Source organism: Escherichia sp. MOD1-EC6098, assembly GCF_002965865.1.
In the GTDB taxonomy this organism is placed as follows: domain Bacteria; phylum Pseudomonadota; class Gammaproteobacteria; order Enterobacterales; family Enterobacteriaceae; genus Escherichia; species Escherichia marmotae.
Map to the genome: position 1 here is coordinate 1 of NZ_PTSN01000028.1, position 24,128 is coordinate 24,128.

At 48.4% G+C, this 24,128-nt stretch carries 22 protein-coding genes, 1 rRNA gene and 1 pseudogene; 11 read left to right on the forward strand and 13 right to left on the reverse strand.

Annotated features, from left to right (window positions below; genetic code table 11):
- The first annotated feature begins 4 nt into the window (after positions 1-4).
- A 5S ribosomal RNA gene (gene rrf / locus C0K55_RS22225) occupies positions 5-120 on the forward strand.
- A gap of 103 nt (positions 121-223) precedes the next feature.
- Here the strand turns inward: rrf and mobB are convergent.
- Positions 224-751, reverse strand: a complete 528-nt coding sequence (mobB, locus tag C0K55_RS22230) for a molybdopterin-guanine dinucleotide biosynthesis protein MobB (protein ID WP_061091194.1) — start codon at positions 749-751, stop codon at positions 224-226.
- Positions 733-1,317 carry a molybdenum cofactor guanylyltransferase MobA gene (gene mobA / locus C0K55_RS22235; protein WP_001517359.1) on the reverse strand — a complete coding sequence of 195 codons (585 nt, stop codon included), beginning with the start codon at positions 1,315-1,317 and terminating at the stop codon, positions 733-735. The genes mobB and mobA overlap by 19 nt, the downstream gene beginning before the upstream one ends.
- 69 nt (positions 1,318-1,386) lie before the next feature.
- Here mobA and C0K55_RS22240 point away from each other — a divergent pair, with 69 nt between their 5' ends.
- The 4 genes from C0K55_RS22240 (at position 1,387) to C0K55_RS22255 (ending at position 4,946) form a co-directional block, all read left to right on the forward strand.
- Entirely contained in the window at positions 1,387-1,656 is a 270-nt protein-coding gene (locus C0K55_RS22240; protein WP_001295263.1) for a YihD family protein, read from the forward strand.
- Positions 1,657-1,732: 76 nt separating this feature from the next.
- Positions 1,733-2,719, forward strand: a complete 987-nt coding sequence (srkA, locus tag C0K55_RS22245) for a stress response kinase SrkA (protein WP_001065532.1) — start codon at positions 1,733-1,735, stop codon at positions 2,717-2,719.
- A 16-nt stretch (positions 2,720-2,735) separates the two neighbouring features.
- Positions 2,736-3,362 (forward strand): thiol:disulfide interchange protein DsbA, encoded by a 627-nt coding sequence (dsbA, locus tag C0K55_RS22250; RefSeq protein ID WP_000725337.1) that lies wholly within the window; start codon positions 2,736-2,738, stop codon positions 3,360-3,362.
- 153 nt (positions 3,363-3,515) lie between these two features.
- Positions 3,516-4,946 (forward strand): DUF945 family protein, encoded by a 1,431-nt coding sequence (locus C0K55_RS22255; protein WP_105224733.1) that lies wholly within the window; start codon positions 3,516-3,518, stop codon positions 4,944-4,946.
- A gap of 40 nt (positions 4,947-4,986) precedes the next feature.
- Here the strand turns inward: C0K55_RS22255 and C0K55_RS22260 are convergent, their stop codons facing one another.
- Entirely contained in the window at positions 4,987-5,919 is a 933-nt protein-coding gene (locus C0K55_RS22260) for an acyltransferase (RefSeq protein ID WP_016249356.1), read from the reverse strand.
- Positions 5,920-6,282: 363 nt separating this feature from the next.
- On the opposite strand from C0K55_RS22260, the gene polA reads away from it, so the two are divergent.
- Together polA and C0K55_RS27235 are read left to right on the forward strand one after the other, a co-directional pair.
- A complete protein-coding gene (gene polA / locus C0K55_RS22270) occupies positions 6,283-9,069 on the forward strand; it encodes a DNA polymerase I (protein WP_016249355.1) in 2,787 nt (928 codons plus the stop codon).
- A 165-nt stretch (positions 9,070-9,234) separates the two neighbouring features.
- Positions 9,235-9,282, forward strand: coding sequence for a spot 42 RNA, inhibition of DNA synthesis (locus tag C0K55_RS27235; protein ID WP_071892919.1), 48 nt, complete (start codon positions 9,235-9,237; stop codon positions 9,280-9,282).
- A gap of 186 nt (positions 9,283-9,468) precedes the next feature.
- On the opposite strand, the gene yihA is transcribed toward C0K55_RS27235, so the two are convergent.
- A complete protein-coding gene (yihA, locus tag C0K55_RS22275) occupies positions 9,469-10,101 on the reverse strand; it encodes a ribosome biogenesis GTP-binding protein YihA/YsxC (RefSeq protein WP_001517354.1) in 633 nt (210 codons plus the stop codon).
- A gap of 233 nt (positions 10,102-10,334) precedes the next feature.
- On the opposite strand from yihA, the pseudogene C0K55_RS22285 reads away from it, so the two are divergent.
- The 3 genes and pseudogenes from C0K55_RS22285 to hemN all read left to right on the forward strand — a co-directional run bounded on the left by C0K55_RS22285 (position 10,335) and on the right by hemN (position 12,752).
- Positions 10,335-10,562, forward strand: a pseudogene (locus C0K55_RS22285) (hypothetical protein).
- A gap of 118 nt (positions 10,563-10,680) precedes the next feature.
- Positions 10,681-11,190: a Der GTPase-activating protein YihI gene (yihI, locus tag C0K55_RS22290; RefSeq protein ID WP_001517353.1), complete on the forward strand. Its 510-nt coding sequence runs from the start codon at positions 10,681-10,683 to the stop codon at positions 11,188-11,190.
- Between the two features lie 188 nt (positions 11,191-11,378).
- Positions 11,379-12,752: an oxygen-independent coproporphyrinogen III oxidase gene (gene hemN, locus C0K55_RS22295; protein ID WP_001517352.1), complete on the forward strand. Its 1,374-nt coding sequence runs from the start codon at positions 11,379-11,381 to the stop codon at positions 12,750-12,752.
- 158 nt (positions 12,753-12,910) lie between these two features.
- On the opposite strand, the gene C0K55_RS22300 is transcribed toward hemN, so the two are convergent.
- The 4 genes from C0K55_RS22300 to glnA all read right to left on the reverse strand — a co-directional run bounded on the left by C0K55_RS22300 (position 12,911) and on the right by glnA (position 17,186).
- Positions 12,911-13,021 carry a YshB family small membrane protein gene (locus C0K55_RS22300; RefSeq protein ID WP_001517351.1) on the reverse strand — a complete coding sequence of 37 codons (111 nt, stop codon included), beginning with the start codon at positions 13,019-13,021 and terminating at the stop codon, positions 12,911-12,913.
- Between the two features lie 111 nt (positions 13,022-13,132).
- Positions 13,133-14,542 carry a nitrogen regulation protein NR(I) gene (glnG, locus tag C0K55_RS22305; protein WP_001517350.1) on the reverse strand — a complete coding sequence of 470 codons (1,410 nt, stop codon included), beginning with the start codon at positions 14,540-14,542 and terminating at the stop codon, positions 13,133-13,135.
- A gap of 11 nt (positions 14,543-14,553) precedes the next feature.
- Complete coding sequence (gene glnL / locus C0K55_RS22310; RefSeq protein WP_001517349.1) at positions 14,554-15,603, reverse strand: nitrogen regulation protein NR(II); 1,050 nt, start codon at positions 15,601-15,603, stop codon at positions 14,554-14,556.
- A 173-nt stretch (positions 15,604-15,776) separates the two neighbouring features.
- The gene (gene glnA / locus C0K55_RS22315) at positions 15,777-17,186 is read right to left on the reverse strand and encodes a glutamate--ammonia ligase (RefSeq protein WP_001271717.1); all 1,410 of its coding nucleotides are present in this window, start codon (positions 17,184-17,186) and stop codon (positions 15,777-15,779) included.
- 372 nt (positions 17,187-17,558) lie between these two features.
- Here glnA and typA point away from each other — a divergent pair, with 372 nt between their 5' ends.
- Positions 17,559-19,382, forward strand: a complete 1,824-nt coding sequence (gene typA, locus C0K55_RS22325) for a ribosome-dependent GTPase TypA (RefSeq protein WP_000570678.1) — start codon at positions 17,559-17,561, stop codon at positions 19,380-19,382.
- Positions 19,383-19,473: 91 nt separating this feature from the next.
- Here the strand turns inward: typA and C0K55_RS22330 are convergent, their stop codons facing one another.
- The 5 genes from C0K55_RS22330 to C0K55_RS22350 are packed head-to-tail and all read right to left on the reverse strand — an operon-like array spanning position 19,474 to position 24,102.
- The gene (locus C0K55_RS22330; protein ID WP_038354724.1) at positions 19,474-20,169 is read right to left on the reverse strand and encodes a Cof-type HAD-IIB family hydrolase; all 696 of its coding nucleotides are present in this window, start codon (positions 20,167-20,169) and stop codon (positions 19,474-19,476) included.
- Positions 20,166-21,023, reverse strand: coding sequence for an STM4011 family radical SAM protein (locus C0K55_RS22335; RefSeq protein WP_105266775.1), 858 nt, complete (start codon positions 21,021-21,023; stop codon positions 20,166-20,168). The genes C0K55_RS22330 and C0K55_RS22335 overlap by 4 nt, the downstream gene beginning before the upstream one ends.
- Positions 21,020-22,258: an STM4012 family radical SAM protein gene (locus tag C0K55_RS22340; RefSeq protein ID WP_038354726.1), complete on the reverse strand. Its 1,239-nt coding sequence runs from the start codon at positions 22,256-22,258 to the stop codon at positions 21,020-21,022. Before C0K55_RS22340 ends, C0K55_RS22335 begins: the two co-directional genes overlap by 4 nt.
- Positions 22,251-23,123 (reverse strand): STM4013/SEN3800 family hydrolase, encoded by an 873-nt coding sequence (locus C0K55_RS22345; RefSeq protein WP_105266776.1) that lies wholly within the window; start codon positions 23,121-23,123, stop codon positions 22,251-22,253. The genes C0K55_RS22340 and C0K55_RS22345 overlap by 8 nt, the downstream gene beginning before the upstream one ends.
- The gene (locus tag C0K55_RS22350) at positions 23,116-24,102 is read right to left on the reverse strand and encodes an STM4014 family protein (protein WP_038354794.1); all 987 of its coding nucleotides are present in this window, start codon (positions 24,100-24,102) and stop codon (positions 23,116-23,118) included. The genes C0K55_RS22345 and C0K55_RS22350 overlap by 8 nt, the downstream gene beginning before the upstream one ends.
- Positions 24,103-24,128: the final 26 nt, after the last annotated feature.

A 24,128-nucleotide genomic window follows, 5' to 3' on the forward strand; every position in this document is an offset into this window, starting at 1 on the left:
TTTGCCTGGCGGAGATAGCGCGGTGGTCCCACCTGACCCCATGCCGAACTCAGAAGTGAAACGCCGTAGCGCCGATGGTAGTGTGGGGCCTCCCCATGCGAGAGTAGGGAACTGCCAGGCATCAAATAAAGCGAAAGGCCATCCGTAAGGATGGCCTTTTTGCGCTGGTGCGGAAAAAATGCCGGATGCAACGTTTGCCACGTCTTATCCGACCTACTCCTGCTTATTCAGCCTGCTGACTCATCCACCCAACAACAAAATCAGCCAGCCCCTCAATATCATTAATGTCCAGTAACGCGACATCAACATTAAGCGGTATATCGCTGGCCACAGCAATGACATGCCTGTCTATCACCAACTCTTCCGGTCGATGTCCGGCCCCATCGCGAAACAGCACAATCTTCGCGATCTCTTCATGTTTGAACCCTTCAACCAGAATCAAATCCAGCTTTGAGTCATCCATCCGGCTTGCGAGAAAATGCAAATCCAGTTCTTCTGCGTTTGGGGTTTCTGTCATCAAAGCCCAACGCTGCTGGCTGGCAACGATGGTTTGTGCCGCTCCGGCCTTGCGTAGCTCATAGCTATCTTTGCCCGGCTTATCAACATCCATATCATGATGCGTATGCTTAATAAGACCCGGACGGATCTCTCGTGTGCGCAATACCGGAATAAGTTTTTTTAACAGTGTGGTTTTGCCGGTGCCACTCCATGCGGCAAAGGCGAGTAAAGGGATTATTGTCTTTCCTGCCATCGGGCAAGCTCCTCTGGTGTATTCACGTTAACAAATGCCTCTTTACGATCGCTGAAATCAACAGCATGACCGCCAGCAAGATTCATAAAGGCCATCACCCGGCGCTCTCCGGAATGCAGATATTCCTGCAATAATGGCTCAATAGTGCGATTTACCAGGGCAATAGTTGGATGATCCCGCTCGCCGTCATGGACCCACACTACAGATGCATCTTTTCGCTGATGATAAAGTCGGGAGGCTAAATCCTGGGGGATATAAGGCGTATCACACGGACAAAACAGAAACCACTCATCAGCTTCTTGCTGCATTACTGAAAGCATTCCCGCCAGAGGGCCTGGGTAATCTGCCAGTGAATCCTCAATTACTTTCAGACCGCTTAATTGGTAGATTTCCTGATGGCGATTGGCATTAACCACAACGTGAGATAACTGCGTCATTAGCGCGTCAGCGACATGCCGCCACAGCGGTTTGCCGTTTAATTCAAGTAATCCTTTATCTACGCCGCCCATGCGTCGGGCTTTACCGCCTGCCAGCACCACGCCTGTTATCGTCGTCATCAGATTCACCGATATCGCCTCTTTTATTGTGGGATTGACCCTGCTAACGTGTCTGTCTCAAGAGTAAGGAGCATCACTATGAAATGTAAACGTCTGAATGAAGTTATTGAACTCCTCCAGCCAGCCTGGCAAAAAGAGCCAGACCTTAACCTGCTGCAATTTTTGCAGAAATTGGCGAAAGAGTCAGGTTTTGACGGCGAACTGGCGGATTTGACGGATGACATTCTAATCTACCACCTGAAAATGCGCGATTCCGCAAAAGATGCGGTGATCCCGGGTTTGCAGAAAGATTATGAAGAAGATTTCAAAACGGCGCTGTTACGCGCACGTGGCGTAATTAAAGAGTAAAAGCTTGTAAGCGGCACCAACAAAATCATCGTGAAATGATATCCTTCATCATTCGTAATGTTTTCCGGATGATGGGATGAACAACAGCGCTTTTACTTTCCAGACACTACACCCGGACACCATCATGGACGCTCTGTTTGAGCAAGGGATCCGGGTGGATTCCGGTCTTACCCCACTTAACAGCTATGAAAACCGAGTCTATCAATTTCAGGACGAAGAGCGTCGACGCTTCGTCGTTAAATTTTATCGTCCTGAACGTTGGACAGCCGACCAAATCCTCGAAGAACATCAATTTGCGTTACAACTGGTAAACGACGAAGTTCCAGTCGCCGCGCCGTTAGCCTATAACGGTCAAACTTTATTGAATCATCAGGGATTTTATTACGCTGTTTTTCCAAGCGTCGGTGGTCGTCAATTCGAAGCCGACAATATTGATCAGATGGAAGCGGTGGGGCGCTATTTGGGGCGGATGCACCAGACGGGGCATAAACAGCTTTTTATCCATCGTCCGACTATTGGCCTGAATGAATATCTTACTGAGCCACGTAAGCTGTTTGAGGACGCCACACTAATACCTTCCGGGTTGAAGACCGCATTCCTGAAAGCGACAGATCAACTGATTGCCGCTGTTACAGCGCATTGGCGGGAAGATTTCACCGTTCTGCGGCTACATGGAGACTGCCACGCTGGAAATATTCTTTGGCGCGATGGTCCGATGTTTGTCGATCTGGATGATGCGCGCAATGGCCCAGCGGTACAGGATCTGTGGATGTTACTCAATGGCGATAAAGCCGAGCAGCGGATGCAATTGGAAACTATTATTGAAGCTTATGAAGAATTTAGCGAGTTCGACACCGCTGAAATCGGACTGATTGAACCTTTACGCGCCATGCGTTTGGTTTATTATCTTGCCTGGCTGATGCGGCGTTGGGCTGATCCCGCGTTCCCGAAAAATTTCCCGTGGTTAACCGGGGAAGATTACTGGCTGCGACAGACGGCGACTTTTATAGAACAGGTAAAAGTTCTACAAGAACCCCCTTTACAATTAACACCTATGTATTAATCGGAGAGAGTAGACAATGAAAAAGATTTGGCTGGCGCTGGCTGGTTTGGTTTTAGCGTTTAGCGCATCGGCGGCGCAGTATGAAGATGGTAAACAGTACACCACCCTGGAAAAACCGGTTGCTGGCGCGCCGCAAGTGCTGGAGTTTTTCTCTTTCTTCTGCCCGCACTGCTATCAGTTTGAAGAAGTTCTGCATATTTCTGATAACGTGAAGAAAAAACTGCCGGAAGGCGTGAAGATGACCAAATACCACGTCAACTTCATGGGTGGAGACCTGGGCAAAGATCTGACTCAGGCCTGGGCAGTGGCGATGGCGCTGGGTGTAGAAGACAAAGTTACTGTTCCGCTGTTTGAAGGCGTACAGAAAACTCAGACCATTCGCTCTGCATCTGATATCCGCGATGTATTTATCAACGCAGGTATTAAAGGTGAAGAGTACGACGCGGCGTGGAACAGTTTTGTCGTTAAATCTCTGGTCGCACAGCAAGAAAAAGCGGCCGCAGATGTGCAATTGCGTGGCGTTCCGGCGATGTTTGTTAACGGTAAATATCAGTTGAACCCGCAGGGTATGGATACCAGCAATATGGATGTTTTTGTTCAGCAATATGCTGACACAGTGAAATATCTGTCTGAGAAAAAATAATTCATTGTGAATTACATAAGGCCCGTGAATACTCGCGGGCTTTTTTATTTTTAAATAAATATAAATACTTTCTGATAATGCGTCCAGTTGCTGGACATTATTTCATCATAAGTGGATATTCAAACTTTTGCTGTTTTATCAGGGAATATCTATATGATACGTAAGTCAGCTACGGGTGTAATTATTGCGTTAGCCGTTATCTGGAGTGGTGGTACATGGTACACTGGCACGCAAATTCAGCCGGGTGTCGAAAAATTTATTAAAGATTTTAACGATGGGAAAAAGAAAGGTGAACATGCCTACGAGATGACGGCAAGCTATGAAAACTTTGGAAAAGGTTTTTTTAATTCCCATTTTCAAATGCTAATTACATTTGATAACGGAGCTCCAGATCTCAATATCAAACCAGGCCAGAAAGTTGCATTTGATGTGGATGTTGAGCACGGCCCGTTTCCCATCACGATGTTAATGCATGGTAATGTCATCCCTGCTCTGGCGGCTGCAAAAGTGAAATTAGTGAATAATGAACTGACACAGTCGCTATTTATCGCTGCGAAAGATAAATCGCCCGTCGAAGCATCATTGCGATTCGCATTTGGTGGCTCATTCTCTACGATATTAGATGTTGCTCCTGCAGAGTATGGTCAGGTATCCTTTGGTGAGGGCCAGTTTACTTTTAGCGGCGATAATAGTTCATTGTCTAACCTGAATATTGAAGGAAAAGTCGAAGATATCACTCTGAACTTATCGCCGATGAATAAAGTAATAGCAAAAACCTTTACTGTGAACTCCCTGACAAGACTGGAAGGAAATAAATTTCCGATTGGTGAAAATGAGTCAAAATTTAATCAGGTCAGCATTATCAATCGTGGTGAAGAGGTTGCCAAAATTGATGCATTCATAGCCAGGACAACGCTTGAGCGTGTTAAAGATAAAGACTTTATCAATGCTAATCTGACTTATGGTATTGAGAAATTAACCAAAGGAAATCAGGCGCTAGGTAGTGGTCAATGGTCGCTGATTGCTGAATCTATCGACCCAACGGCAGTTCGTCAATTTATCATTCAGTACAATATTGCGATGAAGAAGCAGTATGCAGCACACCCTGAGTTAGCTAACGATCAAAATGCGCAAGAAGAAGTGAATGCTGCGTTGTTCAAAGAGTCTTTACCGCTATTACAAAAAAGTGAACCGGTTATTAAATTACCGATTAGTTGGAAAAATACAGTCGGAGAACTTAACGCTAATCTGGATATCAGTATTGCTGATCCTGCTAAATCATCATCGGCCACAAATAAAGATATTAAATCACTCAATTTTGACGTGACTTTACCGCTTAATGTCGTCACTGAAATATCAAAGCAAATTAATTTATCTGAAGGAATGGATGCTGAAAAAGCCCAGAGGCGGGCTGATAAACAAATTAGCGGAATGATGGCGTTAGGTAAGATGTTTCAGTTAATCACCATTGATAACAATATCGCCTCACTGCAACTGCGTTATATGCCAGGTAAAGTTGTTTTCAATGGGCAGGAGATGAGTGAAGAAGAATTTATGTCTCGTGCAGGGCGTTTTATTCATTAAAATGATGCCTCGCCTCTGCTAATTCAGAGGCGAGTAAAATTTACTTATTCTGATGCTGTGATGACATCAGAGATGTCAGAAGCCGGTCTTTTTCCTGCCACAGTGAGTTCAGCCACTGCTGAAAATGGCGTTTAAAACCTTTGTCATTGATATAGTCGCCATGCAACTCTTCAGCAATGGGCTGTAAATCCACATGCACGACAATTCGTGTCAGTTTGCCACTTAACATATCGAAGAATGGTTGGCGATTATTGTCCGGATAACACAGCGTAACGTTGAGTAATTTATCGAATTGTTTACCCAGCACATTCAGTGCCATCGCAATACCGGCAGCTTTTGGCGGCAGAAGATTTTGAAATGCCGAATGGGTTTTTTGATGTTTCTCTTGCGTGAAACGGGAGCCTTCAACAAAATTCACAATAGTGGTGGGATGCCGACGAAACTTCTCGCATGAGCGCCGAGTGGTTTCAACATCTTTACCACGCCGCTCCGGATGACGTAATAAATAAGCGCGGGAATAACGCTTCATAAACGGCATATCCAGTGCCCAACACGCCAGGCCAAGAAAAGGCACCCAGGCAAGTTGCTGTTTGAGGAAATATTTATTCATCGGAATGTGCTTACGAAACAGCACGCACAGTACGACAATATCTGCCCAGCTACGATGATTACAAATAAGTAGATACCAGTTCTTTTTACTTAACCCCTCCAGCCCGTGAACTTCCCATTGCAGGTGTGGGTTAAGGTGCAGCAAACACGCCAATCCTTCACACCAGCAATACATCATAAAATCACAAAAGCGTGAAACCTTTCGCCAAATTACTGGTACAGGTAACAACAGTTTTACGATCCCGGCAATGATGATCGGGACAGAACAAAAAATGGTGACCAAAATGGTCAATACGATACTCAGCAAAAGGGTTATCGTAGCGAGTATTCTCGTCATAATTAATTTATTCAAAAAGTTAGCCATAGACAGTGCGCGAAAGAAGCGCAAGGCGCAGATTTTAGCAGAAAACGATCCAAATAACGGATGATCCTTAAATAGAAAAATAAATCATATCTATCCACATTATAAAAAATCCCTTTTTCTCAATTGTTCATTGAGGGGATATTTTTAACTTCATGAAAGTAAACGATAAATATTATGCTGTAAAAAGCATGAGAATAAATTAAAAGCGATGTAAATAATTTATGCACAAAGTTATCCACATGGGGATTAGCGAGCGATCCAGAAGATCTACAAAAGATTTTCACGAAAAGCGGTGAAAAACTCATGTTTTTATCCCGTCTGTGGCATCCTTTACCCATAATCTGATAAACAGGCACGGACATTATGGTTCAGATCCCCCAAAACCCACTTATCCTTGTAGATGGTTCATCTTATCTTTATCGCGCATATCACGCGTTTCCGCCGCTGACCAACAGCGCAGGCGAGCCGACCGGTGCGATGTATGGTGTCCTCAACATGCTGCGCAGTCTGATCTTGCAATATAAACCGACGCATGCAGCGGTGGTCTTTGACGCCAAGGGAAAAACCTTTCGTGATGAACTGTTTGAACATTACAAATCACATCGCCCGCCAATGCCGGATGATCTACGAGTGCAAATCGAGCCTCTGCATGCGATGGTTAAAGCGATGGGCTTGCCGCTGCTGGCCGTTTCTGGCGTAGAAGCAGACGATGTTATCGGCACTCTGGCACGCGAAGCAGAAAAAGCCGGTCGCCCGGTACTGATCAGCACCGGTGATAAAGATATGGCGCAACTGGTAACGCCAAATATCACACTCATCAATACCATGACGAATACGATCCTTGGCCCGGAAGAGGTCGTGAATAAGTACGGTGTACCGCCGGAACTGATTATCGACTTCCTCGCGCTGATGGGCGACTCTTCAGATAACATCCCTGGCGTACCGGGCGTGGGTGAAAAAACCGCGCAGGCACTGCTGCAAGGTCTTGGTGGGCTGGATACGCTGTATGCTGAGCCGGAAAAAATTGCTGGCCTAAGCTTCCGCGGTGCGAAAACAATGGCGGCGAAGCTCGAGCAAAATAAAGAGGTAGCATATCTTTCTTACCAGTTAGCGACGATTAAAACTGATGTTGAGCTGGAGCTGACCTGTGAACAACTGGAAGTGCAGCAACCGGCGGCTGAAGAGTTGTTAGGGCTGTTTAAAAAGTATGAATTCAAACGCTGGGTTGCCGATGTTGAAGCAGGCAAGTGGTTACAGGCCAAAGGGGCGAAACCGGCCACAAAGTCGCAGGAAACCATTGTTGTCGACGAAATGCCGGAAGTGACTGCGACGGTGATTTCTTACGACAATTACGTCACCATCCTTGATGAAAATACGCTGAAAGAATGGATTACGAAGCTGGAAAAAGCGCCGGTATTTGCTTTTGACACCGAAACCGACAGCCTCGATAACGTCTCTGCCAACCTGGTGGGGCTATCTTTCGCCATCGAGCCAGGTGTGGCGGCGTATGTACCGGTTGCTCATGATTATCTCGATGCTCCCGACCAGATCTCTCGCGAGCGCGCCCTCGAACTGCTGAAACCACTGCTGGAAGATGAGAAGGCGCTGAAGGTTGGGCAAAATCTGAAATACGATCGCGGCATTCTGGCGAACTACGGTATTGAGCTGCGTGGAATTGCCTTTGATACCATGCTGGAGTCCTACATTCTCAACAGTGTTGCCGGGCGTCACGACATGGACAGCCTTGCGGACCGTTGGCTGAAGCACAAAACCATTACTTTTGAAGAGATTGCCGGTAAAGGTAAAAATCAACTGACTTTTAACCAGATTGCTCTGGAAGAGGCCGGACGCTATGCCGCCGAAGATGCGGATGTCACCTTGCAGTTGCATCTGAAAATGTGGCCGGATCTGCAAAAACAAAAAGGACCGTTGAACGTCTTTGAAAACATCGAAATGCCTCTGGTGCCGGTGCTTTCGCGCATTGAACGTAACGGTGTGAAGATCGATCCGAAAGTTCTGCACAATCATTCAGAAGAACTCACTCTGCGTCTCGCGGAGCTGGAAAAGAAAGCGCATGAAATTGCTGGTGAAGAATTTAATCTTTCTTCCACCAAGCAGTTACAAACCATTCTGTTTGAAAAACAGGGGATTAAACCGCTGAAGAAAACACCGGGTGGTGCGCCGTCAACGTCGGAAGAGGTGCTGGAAGAGCTGGCACTGGACTATCCATTGCCGAAAGTGATTCTGGAGTACCGCGGTCTGGCGAAGTTGAAATCGACTTACACCGACAAGCTGCCGCTGATGATCAACCCGAAAACCGGGCGCGTGCATACTTCTTATCACCAGGCGGTGACTGCGACAGGGCGCTTGTCGTCAACCGATCCTAACTTGCAAAACATTCCGGTGCGTAACGAAGAAGGTCGCCGTATTCGTCAGGCGTTTATTGCGCCAGAGGATTACGTGATTGTTTCTGCGGACTACTCGCAGATTGAACTGCGCATTATGGCGCATCTCTCACGTGATAAAGGCTTGCTGACCGCCTTCGCAGAAGGAAAAGATATCCACCGGGCAACGGCTGCAGAAGTGTTTGGTTTGCCACTGGAAACCGTCACCAGCGAACAACGTCGTAGCGCGAAAGCGATCAACTTTGGCCTGATTTACGGCATGAGTGCTTTCGGTCTGGCGCGCCAGTTGAACATTCCGCGTAAAGAAGCGCAGAAGTACATGGATCTCTACTTTGAACGCTATCCAGGCGTGTTGGAGTATATGGAACGCACCCGCGCCCAGGCGAAAGAACAGGGTTACGTTGAAACGCTGGACGGACGCCGCCTCTATTTGCCGGATATTAAGTCCAGCAATGGTGCGCGCCGTGCCGCGGCAGAACGTGCAGCAATTAACGCGCCAATGCAGGGCACCGCGGCCGATATCATCAAGCGGGCGATGATTGCCGTTGATGCATGGCTCCAGGCCGAGCAACCGCGTGTGCGTATGATTATGCAGGTACACGATGAACTGGTGTTTGAAGTTCATAAAGATGATCTCGATGTGGTAGCGAAGAAAATCCATCAGTTGATGGAAAACTGTACCCGTCTGGATGTGCCGTTGCTGGTGGAAGTGGGAAGTGGCGAAAACTGGGATCAGGCGCACTAAGATTCGCCTGAGCAAGCCTTTTTTTCGTAAGTAAGCAACATAACTCGCCACATTTTGTGATGACTATTAGAAATTCCTATGCAACAACTGAAAAAAAATTACAAAAAGTGCTTTCTGAACTGAACAAAAAAGAGTAAAGTTACTCGCGTAGGGTACAGAGGTAAGATGTTCTATCTTTCAGACCTTTTACTTCACGTAATCGGATTTGGCTGAATTTTTTAGCCGCCCCAGTCAGTAATGACTGGGGCGTTTTTTATTGCACGAAAGAAAATATCTGTATTGTCTGATTCGCTACGCGTATCAGGTTTATTGTGAATAACAACTTATTGAATTTTCTTCACTTTAAAGGCCGGATAAGGCGTTTATACCGCATCCGGCACCAGCACAAGGGCAAGAAAATTATTCGCCGCTCTGCGCCTCTTCGACAGGCTGCATCTCGCTAAACCAGGTATCCAGCTTCTGACGCAGCTTATCCACACCTTGCTTCTTCAGAGAAGAGAATGTCTCTACCTGCACATCACCGTTAAACGCCAGCACCGCTTCACGCACCATATTCAATTGCGCTTTACGTGCACCGCTTGCCAGTTTGTCCGCTTTGGTCAGTAGCACCAACACGGCGATATTGCTGTCTACCGCCCACTCAATCATCTGCTGATCCAGATCTTTCAGCGGATGGCGAATATCCATCAGTACCACCAGGCCTTGCAGGCTCTGACGTTTTTCCAGGTATTCCCCTAATGCGCGCTGCCATTTACGCTTCATCTCTTCCGGAACTTCTGCGTAGCCATAGCCCGGCAAATCGACCAGACGTTTGCCGTCAGCCACTTCAAACAGGTTGATAAGCTGGGTGCGTCCTGGCGTTTTCGAGGTACGCGCCAGGCTTTTCTGGTTAGTCAGCGTGTTCAGCGCGCTGGATTTCCCTGCGTTGGAACGGCCTGCAAAAGCCACTTCGATTCCGGTATCGGAAGGTAAGTGGCGAATATCAGGCGCACTCATCACAAAATGCGTCTGTTGGTAATTCAAATTAGTCAAAGCGGTCGTCTCCATCAGTCAAAGCGTTGCGGCGATTATACCTGAACCACAATAAAAGACGGATTTTTCGGGGGAGTGGTGTAAGTAAAAACCATATGCTTTGTGAGACATTGCCGATCATTTTTATGCGAAATCGTAGAGAAAATTCTGCGATGCATGTCAAATAGGTCAAAGAAATCAGGTGATTAGTTTTATACAATAATCTGAAAATGAGTAAATACTGATGATAGTTTATTGTTTGTTTGGTGCAGAAGCGTAAAGTAGCACCCATAGAGCGAGGACGCTAACAGGAAGATGACTCAGGATGAGGGTCAGGAGCGCCAGGAGGCGAAGACAGAGGATTGTCAGGAAGACAAACGTCCGGAGACGTAATTAAACGGAAATGGAATCAACACGGAATGTTCTGGCTAATGGAAAAACAGGGTGTGTTGGCGGCCTGCAAGGATTGTAAGACCCGTTAAGGGTTATGAGTCAGGAAAAAAGGCGACAGAGTAATCTGTCGCCTTTTTTCTTTGCTTGCTTTCTGTTAGATTCCGCCGCAAATCTATACTGAATAAAACGGCTAAAAGACGAACTATTATGAAACCATCATCTTCAAACTCACGCAGCAAAGGTCACGCAAAAGCGCGTCGAAAAACACGCGAAGAGCTGGATCAGGAAGCTCGTGACCGCAAGCGTCAGAAAAAACGTCGTGGTCATGCGCCAGGCAGTCGTGCAGCGGGCGGTAGCGCTACATCGGGCAGTAAAGGCCAGAACGCACCGAAAGATCCACGCATTGGCAGTAAAACCCCTATTCCATTGGGTGTGACTGAAAAAGTCACCAAACAGCACAAACCGAAGAGTGAGAAACCTATGCTTTCACCGCAGGCGGAGTTGGAGTTACTGGAAACGGATGAGCGTCTGGATGCGCTGCTGGAACGTCTGGAAGCGGGCGAAACCCTGAGTGCCGAAGAGCAATCCTGGGTTGATGCTAAACTGGATCGAATTGATGAGCTGATGCAGAAACTCGGACTCTCTTATGACGACGATGAAGAAGAGGAAGAAGACGAGAAGCAAGAAGACATGATGCGTCTGTTGCGAGGCAACTAACGGGTTGCCACTGTGGGCCTTCCCGTTCTGCTGATAACCCTTCCGGTTATATGTTATCTGGTGTGGTTATTCGTTAAACTACAGCGGTTGTCGCGGCGACAAAAGTGGCTGCGCAACCGGTTGATGACCCAAAACGGACATCAGCCGGTACGCCGTAGCCGCCAGAGACGCCATCGGAAGGAGTGAGCATGTCTGTACAGCAAATCGACTGGGACCTGGCCCTGATCCAGAAATATAACTATTCCGGGCCACGATACACCTCGTACCCGACCGCGCTGGAGTTTTCAGAAGACTTCGGTGAACAGGCGTTTTTACAAGCCGTGGCGCGCTACCCTGAGCGTCCCTTATCTCTCTACGTGCATATCCCGTTCTGCCACAAGCTTTGCTATTTCTGTGGCTGCAATAAAATTGTGACTCGCCAGCAGCATAAAGCCGACCAATACCTGGACGCGCTGGAGCAAGAAATCGTTCATCGTGCGCCACTGTTTGCCGGACGTAAAGTCAGCCAGTTGCACTGGGGTGGCGGTACGCCGACGTACCTGAACAAAGCGCAAATTAGCCGTCTGATGAATCTGTTGCGGGAAAACTTCCAGTTTAATACTGATGCGGAAATCTCGATCGAAGTTGATCCGCGTGAAATTGAACTGGATGTTCTCGATCATTTACGTGCCGAAGGCTTTAACCGCCTGAGCATGGGTGTGCAGGACTTCAACAAAGAAGTGCAACGTCTGGTCAACCGTGAGCAGGATGAAGAGTTCATCTTTGCTCTGCTTAACCATGCGCGTGAGATCGGCTTTACCTCCACCAACATTGACCTCATTTACGGCCTGCCGAAACAGACGCCGGAGAGTTTCGCTTTTACCCTGAAACGCGTGGCGGAACTGAACCCTGATCGTCTGAGCGTCTTTAACTACGCGCATCTGCCGACCATTTTTGCTGCTCAACGTAAAATCAAAGATGCTGACCTGCCGAGTCCGCAGCAAAAACTGGATATCCTGCAGGAAACCATCGCCTTCCTGACGCAATCGGGCTATCAGTTCATTGGTATGGATCACTTTGCCCGCCCGGATGATGAGCTGGCGGAGGCCCAGCGTGAAGGCGTGCTGCATCGCAACTTCCAGGGTTACACCACCCAGGGCGATACCGATCTGTTGGGAATGGGCGTCTCTGCCATCAGTATGATTGGCGATTGCTATGCGCAGAACCAGAAAGAGCTGAAGCGTTACTATCAGCAGGTAGATGAGCAAGGCAATGCGCTGTGGCGCGGTATTGCGTTAACGCGCGATGACTGTATTCGCCGTGATGTAATTAAGTCGCTGATCTGCAACTTCCGTCTGGATTACGCCCCCGTTGAACAGCAGTGGGATTTAAACTTCGCTGATTATTTTGCGGAAGACCTCAAGCTGCTCGCCCCATTAGCAAAAGACGGGCTGGTGGATGTCGATGAGAAGGGAATTCAGGTGACAGCGAAAGGTCGTTTGCTGATCCGCAACATTTGCATGTGCTTTGATACTTATTTGCGCCAGAAAGCGCGAATGCAGCAGTTCTCGCGGGTGATTTAAATGTTGAATGGCGCTTCGTTCACAACGGTGATAAACGAAAGCGCCATCAATTGACTGAGAACAAAACTGCCTGATGCGCTACGCTTATCAGGCCAACAAAACCTGTTTTTGTATGCCGGATAAAGCGTTCACGCCGCATCCGGCATGAACAACGAGTTTCAGCTAAACAGCCCAATCATCGCGGCACACAGCACGGCAGCAACGGCAGTTTGCGGCGCGTGGCTGCTAACTGCGCCACTCGATAGCAGATTAATTATTGATTCTAACATAATGACTCTCCCCGTTTTCCGGGCAAGATCATACTGAACTTATCGGAACAGTAAAGCGCAAAATAACAGCAATTTGCGCTCAATAATCAATCTTTACACAGCAAGCCTGAGTCACTCCATTCCCAACTCTTTTAACTTACGTGTCAGTGTGTTACGTCCCCAACCAAGCAGTCTTGCCGCTTCTTGTTTATGCCCCTGCGTATGTCGCAACGCGGTGGTCAGCAATGTCCGCTCCAGCTCAGGTTGCGCTTCAGAAAGTAAGTTTTGATGACCGGAACGCAGCGCCCGATCGGCCCATTGCGCTAACAGCGTTGCCCAACTGTCCGGCTGCATTGTGGAAGGGCTTTCCGCTACGGTTGATTCAAACAGTTCGCCAGGCAAATCCTGAATCAACACTTCCTGTCCGGCGGCCATCACCGTTAGCCAGCGGCAGGTATTTTCTAGCTGACGCACGTTCCCCGGCCATGCAAGACGCGTCAGGGCGGCTTCTGTCTCCGGGTGCAGTAACTTCGCTTCTACACCCAGCTCACGCGCGGCAACTTGCAGAAAATGACGTGCCAGACGGGGAATATCCTCCCGACGCTCGCGCAGTGGCGGCAGATGAACACGGATAACGTTCAGGCGGTGGAACAGATCCTCACGGAACTTGCCTTCCTGCACACGCAGTTCCAGGTTCTGGTGAGTCGCAGCGATAATACGCACATCCACTTTCACCGGCGCATAGCCGCCAACGCGGTAAAACTGACCGTCTGCCAGCACGCGCAGTAACCGTGTCTGCACATCCAGCGGCATATCGCCAATTTCATCAAGGAATAACGTGCCCCCATCGGCCTGTTCAAAACGGCCCTGACGAACGGTATTGGCACCGGTAAACGCGCCTTTCTCGTGACCAAACAGTTCTGATTCGATCAAATCTTTCGGGATAGCCGCCATATTCAGCGCGATAAACGGCGCTTTGGCGCGCGGGCTATGGCGATGCAGGGCATGAGCGACCAGCTCTTTACCTGTGCCGGATTCGCCATTGATCAACACGCTAATAGAAGAACGTGAGAGACGGCCAATAATACGGAACACATCCTGCATGGCAGGCGCTTCGCCAATAATATCGGTTGTTGGTCCGTTAAGCTGAATATTGCGCGGTTGCTGCTGTTCCTGGTAATGGCTGATGGCTCGCTCAACCAGCGCCACGGCTTCGTCGATATCAAACGGTTTGGGCAGATAATCAAACGCCCCTTGTTGATAGGCGCTAACGGCGGCATCCAGATCGGAATGTGCGGTCATAATGATGACCGGAAGCATCGGATGACGCTGTTTAATTTGCTTGAGCAACGCCAGCCCGTCCATTCCGGGCATACGGATATCTGAAAGCAGTACATCCGGCGTTTTGCTTGCCAGCGCCTCCAGCACTTCGGCACCGTTCTCAAATGCCGTGCAGGTTAAACCCGCTCCAGCGAGCGCACGTTCAAGCACCCAACGGATGGAACTATCGTCATCGACTACCCAGACTATCCCTCGTTGCATAAACGTCACCTTTATTTCCTGATAGGCAGGTAAACCGAGAACTCGGTATGACCCGGCCAACTGGTAAATTCAATTTTGCCTGAATGCTGATCAATCAAGTTACGGGCAATGGATAAACCAAGCCCGGTGCCGCCTTCGCGACCGCTGACCATCGGATAAAACAGCGTATCCTGCAAATGGGGCGGAATACCAGGCCCGTTATCTTCCACATCAATTCGTGCTGCCAGCCGATAGCGTTCGCCATGCAAGGTCAGTTGAAACGCGGTGCGGGTACGCAGAATAATTTCACCGCCCTCCGGCCCCAGCGCTTGTAACGCATTGCGCACAATATTCAGCAGTACTTGCTCAATCTGATCCGGATCGTGCGCCAGTTCTGGCAGGCTGGGGTCGTAATCACGAATCAACCGTACATTGTTCGGTAATTCCATCGACACCAGCGTCACCACGCGCTCTGCCACTTTGTGAATGCTTTCGGTGACGTGTGTGCCTGGTAGTTGCGGCCCCAACAGACGGTCGACCAGATTTCGCAGTCTGTCCGCCTGCTCGATAATCACTTTGGTATATTCCAGCAGAGACGGATCGGGCAACGCTTTGCTGAGTAACTGCGCCGCACCTCGTAAGCCGCCAAGTGGATTTTTGATCTCATGTGCCAGGCCGCGGACCAAATCGCGGGCAGCAACTTGCTGGGCGTGCTGTAGCTGCTCCTGGCTTAAGCGACGCTGGTTATCCATCGGTGTCATCTCCAGCAGGATCATGCCGTCCGGCATACGCTGGGCCGTCACAGAAAGAATATGCGAGCGCCCGTCAATCACCAGCGTCACTTCGTTATCGGTAAAACCTTGCCCCGCCTCCAGACTTTCTTGCATCAGACCGATATTTAGCGAGAAGTAGCTCAACAGTTCCGGTAACGGCGTACCAAACAATTTACGGGAACTTTGGGCGAGCAGTTGTTGCGCGGCGGGGTTGGCGTAATGGATCGCCAGGTTGTCGTCAATTAACAAAATACTGTTAATCAGAGAGTTGAGGATCTGCCCAGCATCGGGCTGCGTGCCTGTTGCCATAAAGCAGTCTCCTGAACAGGTTGCACCATTTTAGTGCATTATAGCTTTTTACGGATAAAAAGCGCGAAGCATCAGAGAAGTTACGGAGAAAAAAGCCCATGCAGAGATGGGCTGAAATTTCCACGGCAACTAAAACCCCGGCGTTTGTGCGCCGGGTATGACTACTTCAACTATTAGACGCTGTAGTACAGCTCAAACTCTACCGGGTGCGGAGTCATACGTACGCGGTCATCTTCTTCGCGACGCAGAGCGATGTACGCATCGATCGCTTCATCAGTGAACACGCCACCGGCTTTCAGGAATTCGCGGTCCAGATCCAGCTCGTTCAGTGCTTCTTCCAGAGAGCCTGCAACCTGCGGGATCTCTTTCGCTTCTTCTGGCGGCAGGTCATACAGGTTTTTGTCCATTGCTTCGCCCGGGTGGATCTTGTTCTTGATGCCATCCAGACCCGCCATCAGCAGGGCAGCAAAGCACAGGTACGGGTTAGCTGCCGGGTCCGGGAAACGCACTTCGATACGACGCGCTTTCGGAGAAGATACCACCGGAATACGGATAGATGCAGACCGGTTACGCGCAGAGTAAGCCAGCATTACCGGTGCTTCGTAGCCCGGAACCAGTCGCTTGTAAGAGTTGGTGGTCGGGTTTGCCAGCGCGTTAATCGCTTTCGCGTGTTTGATTACACCGCCAATGTAGTACAACGCCTGCTCAGACAGACCAGCGTATTTGTCGCCCGCGAACAGGTTGACACCGTTTTTAGACAGTGACATGTGGCAGTGCATACCGGAGCCGTTATCACCGAACATCGGTTTCGGCATAAAGGTCGCCGTTTTACCGAAACGATGCGCCACGTTGTGGACGACATATTTGTAGATCTGAATTTCGTCGGCTTTTTTGGTCATGGTATTGAAGCGGGTTGCCACTTCGTTCTGACCTGCGGTTGCCACTTCGTGGTGATGTGCTTCAACCACCAAGCCCATCTGTTCCATTACCAGACACATTTCAGAACGGATGTCCTGAGCAGAGTCTACCGGCGGAACCGGGAAGTAACCGCCTTTCACTGCAGGACGGTGACCTTTGTTACCACCTTCATATTGGGTGGAAGAGTTCCATGCGCCTTCGATATCGTCGATAGCGACGTGAGAACCGGAGATAGAAGAGCCGAAACGAATATCATCGAACAGGAAGAATTCTGGCTCTGGCCCGAACAGTACAGTGTCGGCAATGCCAGTGGAACGCAGGTAATCTTCAGCGCGCTTAGCAATAGAGCGTGGGTCACGGTCATAGCCTTGCAGAGTGCCTGGTTCGAGGATATCGCAACGGATAATCAGGGTAGAGTCCGCGAAGAACGGGTCAATCACTGCGGTGGATGCGTCTGGCATCAGCACCATGTCGGATTCGTTAATGCCTTTCCAGCCGCCAATCGAGGAGCCGTCAAACATTTTGCCTTCTTCGAAGAATTCAGCATTCACCTGATGAGCAGGGATAGTGACGTGCTGTTCTTTACCTTTGGTGTCGGTGAAGCGCAAATCAACAAACTTCACTTCGTGCTCGTTCAGCATCGTCAGTACGTGTTCAGCGGACATACTTTAACTCTCCTGGATTGGTCATTGTCGTCGTGGTAACGAAATCTGCAATTAATTGGGCCGTGTCGCCGTAAAAAAGATAAAGCGAAATCTGTGCCAACTTTTAAATTGCCCCTAAAAGGCGTTATCATGCTTACCATCGTGCAAAAGGGCTGCACCATGATGCGAATGTTGCACCAATATAGTGCTTCAATGGAAACATTAAGCACCATGTTGGTGCAATGACCTTTGGATAACCCTTTTTATGCTCCGTGAAAGCGATCACAAAGGGACTCTGCAATACTTGTTTGCGGAGGATGTTTGTGATCCTGTTTTGTAGTGCGATTAATCCGTGTACAATAACGCGCTATTTCTAATGCCTGAGGCAAAGTTGTGATCGAAAAATTGCGTAACATCGCCATCATCGCGCACGTCGACCATGGTAAAACCACCCTGGTAGATAAGCTGCTCCAACAATCCGGTACGTTCGACTCTCGTGCCGAAACCCAAGAGCGCGTGATGGACTCCAACGATTTGGAGAAAGAGCGTGGGATTACCATCCTCGCGAAAAACACCGCTATCAAATGGAATGATTACCGTATCAACATCGTTGATACCCCGGGGCACGCCGACTTCGGTGGTGAAGTTGAACGTGTAATGTCCATGGTAGATTCAGTGCTGCTGGTGGTTGACGCATTTGACGGCCCGATGCCGCAAACGCGCTTCGTAACCAAAAAAGCGTTTGCTTACGGCCTGAAGCCGATTGTGGTAATCAACAAAGTTGACCGCCCTGGCGCGCGTCCTGACTGGGTTGTTGATCAGGTATTCGACCTGTTCGTTAACCTCGATGCGACCGACGAGCAACTGGACTTCCCGATCGTTTATGCTTCTGCGCTGAACGGTATCGCGGGTCTGGACCACGAAAATATGGCGGAAGACATGACCCCGCTGTATCAGGCGATTATCGACCACGTTCCTGCACCGGACGTAGACCTTGACGGTCCGTTCCAGATGCAGATTTCTCAGCTCGATTACAACAGCTATGTTGGTGTTATCGGCATTGGTCGCATCAAGCGCGGTAAAGTGAAGCCGAACCAGCAGGTTACTATCATCGATAGTGAAGGCAAAACCCGTAACGCGAAAGTTGGTAAAGTGCTGGGCCACCTTGGTCTGGAACGTATCGAAACCGATCTGGCGGAAGCTGGCGATATCGTGGCAATCACTGGCCTTGGTGAACTGAACATTTCTGACACCGTTTGCGACACGCAAAACGTTGAAGCGCTGCCGGCACTCTCCGTTGATGAGCCGACCGTTTCTATGTTCTTCTGCGTTAACACCTCTCCGTTCTGCGGTAAAGAAGGTAAGTTCGTAACGTCTCGTCAGATTCTGGATCGTCTGAACAAAGAACTGGTACACAACGTTGCGCTGCGCGTAGAAGAAACCGAAGACGCCGATGCGTTCCGCGTTTCTGGTCGTGGCGAACTGCACCTGTCTGTTCTTATCGAAAACATGCGTCGTGAAGGTTTCGAACTGGCGGTATCCCGTCCGAAAGTCATCTTCCGTGAAATCGACGGTCGTAAACAAGAGCCGTTCGAAAACGTGACTCTGGACGTTGAAGAACAGCATCAGGGTTCTGTAATGCAGGCGCTGGGCGAACGTAAAGGCGAGCTGAAAAACATGAATCCAGACGGTAAAGGCCGCGTACGTCTCGACTACGTGATCCCAAGCCGTGGTCTGATTGGCTTCCGTTCAGAGTTCATGACCATGACTTCCGGTACTGGTCTGCTGTACTCCACCTTCAGCCACTACGACGATGTGCGTCCGGGTGAAGTGGGTCAGCGTCAGAACGGCGTACTGATCTCTAACGGTCAGGGTAAAGCGGTAGCGTTCGCGCTGTTCGGTCTGCAGGATCGCGGTAAGCTGTTCCTCGGTCACGGTGCAGAAGTTTATGAAGGTCAGATTATCGGTATTCACAGCCGCTCTAACGACCTGACTGTAAACTGCCTGACCGGTAAGAAACTGACCAACATGCGTGCTTCCGGTACTGATGAAGCCGTTGTTCTGGTTCCGCCTATCCGCATGACTCTGGAACAAGCACTGGAGTTCATCGATGATGACGAACTGGTAGAAGTCACTCCGACCTCTATCCGTATTCGTAAACGTCACCTGACGGAAAACGATCGTCGCCGCGCTAACCGTGGTCCGAAAGAAGATTAATTTCTCTTTTTAGTCGTGAAAAACCTGCCAGCGATGGCAGGTTTTTTTGCTTTTGTAGGCCTGATAAGATGCGCCAGCATCGCATCAGGCATTATCTGAACCCCTGTGCATAAAGAAAATCCGCAATCGCGTCGGTGTTGTTGTGACCAATAACGCGGCTGGCGCTGGCTTTTGTCAGCGAGCTGCCATTGCCCATTGCGATACCTTTCCCAGCCATCTTCAACATCCCTGCATCATTATCGTTATCGCCAAACGCCATAATGTCCTCCAGAGCGATATTTTGCTGCTGTGCATACCAGGCCAGACTTTTGCTTTTATCGCACCCCGCCTGGGTAATATCCAGTTGATGATGCCAGGACCAACTACAGTTCAGCGATAATTCTTGCCGGGCAAATTCCTCTGCCTGGCGCAATAACGAGGCCTTGCGGTGTATCAGGCTAATCAGCAAAACAAAATCATCATACGTATAAATATGTGGCTGCAATGCCTGTTGTGAAAACCAGAGTCGTAGCTGTTCCACCTTGTGGATATCCAGCACCAGCGGATGCAATATTTGCCGCAGGTGCGGATGATAAAGATAACTGCCGTTACAGCAGATCATCGGCTCGGTTAATTGCAATTGTTGGTAATAAGGCAAGGCTTCGCTGTGCGAACGCCCGGTGGCGAGAATAATCTTCACGCCTGCCTGTTGCGCACTTTGCAGTGCCGAAACAGACGCTGGGAATATCATCTTCTTGCTGTTAAGCAATGTGCCATCTAAATCGAGCGCGATTAAACGGCAGATCATAAAGGGAAGATCCGAAAACAGCGTTCAGCGCCTAATTGTGAGAGGGCCGGAATATCGTGACGCAGATGATAAGCCAGATAACAGTGGCACTGTCGGGCCATACAGGCTGGAGATGAACATTGCTGCTGATATAAATTGCCGATTTTAATTTTGCTGATATTACAGGCGAAGAGATCACCATCAGCATTCATGAACACGCTCTTTTTGCCGCCCAGACAAAACTCGACATTAGCAGGCCAGAGGCTGGTTTCCAGATTATAAAGCGGGTCCAGCAACTGAAATTGTGCATTTATTTCGTCACTGGTGGGCTTTTTATCGCGCTCATTGGCGTTTAACCAAAAATAGATATCGGGAGAAAGATGCGTGCGTAACCACTGTAATGTGTCATAGTCGGTTACGCTGGCGACGGCACCTACGGAACAAACTATCCCCGCATCCTTAATTGCCAGTACCTGGTTACGGAAAACCTCTTTACTAACCTGGGAAGGGTGAAACGAACACCACAGCCGCAGTTTTTCCAAATTGCCCTGATGGTGCTGAAAAGTCGCAATTAACGTGGATAAGTTAAAAGAGGCGTTGGTCTGAATACCCACTGCCTGAACATGGGAATAACGGCTAATTTCTGCCATCGCCGCCATATAATAACGATAACGCAATGCTTCGCCGTAAGGCGTAATCAAAACAGTTAACGGCGAACCCAGAGCCGGTAAATGTTCAACCATGTGCCATAATGCCGCTGCATCCTGTTCTTTATCATTGCGGTCTTGTTTATGAAACGGACAATAGCCACAGCGATAATTACACGATTTCATTTCGCCGCGATAAATCAGCGTCTGGATCTGCTTTAGCATCATCGTTTATGCATCTCCAGTCGGCGAACTTCCGGAGAAATAAACAGCGGGCCAAGCTTGTCTGAAAGCGCCAAACCCTGCGCGGTGAGTTGAATCCGATTATCCCGCTGGTGGCAGTAATTTTGTTTGATGAAATCTCCCAGCAAGGGAAAATCGCTTAATACCTGCGAAGAGAACTGGCGCTGATAATCACTTAACGAAAGTCCTTTATAGAAAAAGAGATTCTTGATAATAAAACGCCGCTTCATCTCTGCTTGTAAAAGCACATAGCCGTGGTTAATTTGGGTCTTATCTTGTCGGCCGATAAAATCCGCCACAATCTGCCGCGATGCAGGCTGGTTTTGTGACCACGGTGTGCAGTAATGTAAATTGCCAAGATAACTTCGCCCCCCCGCACCAAGCGCCAGCGAATTTTCAAAGCCACAACTTTCAGCCGTCGAATCATCACTGGATCGCACAAAACGGCGCATTGACGTTTGCGTATATCCCTCATGCAATAAGCGATCACGGGCCTCAATATAGAGGCTATACATATCCTGCTGGCGCGGCATGTTATACAGCGGGTACAGAAACAGTTCGTCAGGCTGATAATCTAATGCCTGATTAAGCGAAGCTATTAGACTTGCTGCCGTTTGACCAGGAATGCCGTAAATAATATCAATATTAATTATCGGGAAATTACCTGTACGCAGTAGCTTCAGCGCCCGATGGGCATTTTCAGCGCTATGGCGGCGGTGTAATGTGGCGAGTTCCAGATCGTTAAAACTCTGAATACCAATACTGACACGGTTTACCGCAAGCTGGCGCAACAACGCGACTTTTTCGGCGGTGGTATCGGAGGGTGATGTTTCTATCGCCTTAAAAATCTGCGCATCGACCTGTAATTCTTCAAACACCCTGCTAAACAACCACGACAGTTGCCCGACATTAAGCAACAGTGGAGTACCGCCGCCAATGGTAAAACTGGCCCAGTCTACAGGCGCAAGTTGCATTTGCCGGGCCTGGATAATAATCGCCTCAATGTAGTTGTCGATAAAGGCATTGTCTGCCCCCGTGCAGGTAAAAAGATTACAAAAACCGCAGCGGCTCTGGCAAAAAGGCATATGAATATAGAGATGTGTTTTATGCTCGTAAATACGCGACTTCACATCCGCAAAAGCAATATTGTTTAATTCCCGATAAGCGGTTTTATGCGGGTAACTGTACATATATTGCTGATAAATCGATTCATTATTCATGAGCTTTGACATCTAACACAAAGTGAAAATAGGGTACGGTATTCACAATCGGATGGTTAAAACTGTGAAAGTATTTACCGTCTTCTCCGTAGCAGGTGCCATGATCGGAACAGATAATAACTAACGTCTCCCGCCCGGTTTGCCGGAAGATGTCAAAAAGTTTTTCGATTCTCGCATCAATATAATGCAGGGCAGCGGCGTGAGTTTCTACCGTATCGCCAGGTTTGGCATTTTCAATATAAAAATGATTTGGATAATGAATGGTGTCGATATTGATATACATCATCAGCGGATGTTCAGCATTCACCTTTTTATTAATTAAAGTTAGCTGATTATCCATGCTCTCTTTTACCGTGCAGGAGAAATTCGGATACCAGTAACTCTCCTTAAACATCGCTGGGAAAACTTTCCCCATCCCTGAGCGGTTATTAAAAAAGGAGACGCCACCAACGCAGATAGTGCGGTAATCTTTGTTTTCCAGCCCTTTAATCCACGTCTCTTCGCTGAATGCGAACGCATTTTTTGGCCCTAAACGTCCTAAACCAATATCTTTGGGGAAAAAGAGCATTGAATGACCCGGTACAGCTTCCAACGGCTTAGGCATAAAACCAGAGAACATCGAATGATGTGAAGGCCAGGTAAAATTGCCAGAGGCTTCACACTTTATCCAGCGACCATAACGGTTAATGTTCGGCGTATTGCCTGCTTCTTGTTCCTGATAAGCGATATCAAAACGCAGAGAATCAAGCACCACAAACAGGACATTGGCTTCCCTGGCAATCAAATCATTCATATTGATTTCGCCATCGCAGGAATGGATTGCCGCGCGGGTATTTTCCGGTACTTCGTCAGTTACGTTATACATGGTGTTTTCTCATTACCTGAATCTGGCGTTGATAAATCATATTTTGTTCGCAGGTGTCCTGATAAATAAGATCGCCCTGTCCATTAATTTCGATAATATAGGGGGTTAAATTTTGTGTGAGTAATACGTCAAGCCCGGCAATGTGTATGTCCGGGTAGAGTTTCATGGCGTTGAGACAAAGCGAGTCAATTTCAGCCACTTTTTCTGCGGGTAAATTAAGATCGGCAAAACGGATAGCTTCATTTTGCAGATGCAAATTGGTGATCGGCTGTGATGATTTTCTGATAACCCGCCAGATGATTTCGCCATTAACATACACGATGCGTAAATCGTAGCTTTTATTGCCCACTCGGGCTTTTGCCAGCCAGCGTTCGATAATATTTTCTTGTTGTAAAATAGCATTCACAATCAACGTAATATCATCGCTGTTTTCATAGCGGATAATGTGTTTACTGTTCACCAGCGTGTTACCTGTAATCTGGATCGCACAATAAAGTACCTGACGGTTATCACCGGGATGTAAACTTAGAGCCAGTACCCCGGCGGCACCTGATCCGAGATTCGGCTTAATAAACACGCGATAAATCTTCTCGCTGCGCATACAGGCGATCAGTTGATCGTAACTATGGACATTATCCGCTAATATCGGCGGTGTCGGGATCGCGTGTTCGATTAATCGTTGTTTACAGTGGCGCTTATCCAGAAAATGAATAATACTTTCTGGCGAGTTAATAAAACGTATTTCCTTTCTGGTAGCCATTTTTTGTAAAAAACTAATATAGTTTTGGCTAACCGTATTAATTAAGCCAATATCTGTTTCCTGATGTAAGGGGGGATCAATTTTTACCATGCCTTTATTTAAGGGCAGGGTAAGTGCTTGATCATGGCTCACTACGTTGATATGTTCCTGTAAGCGTGACGCTGCCTGGCAAAAATAAAATGTGCGTTTGCTTTCAGGATGACCAATTAGCGTAATCACGAAGAATTCCTTTTCTGTGATAAATA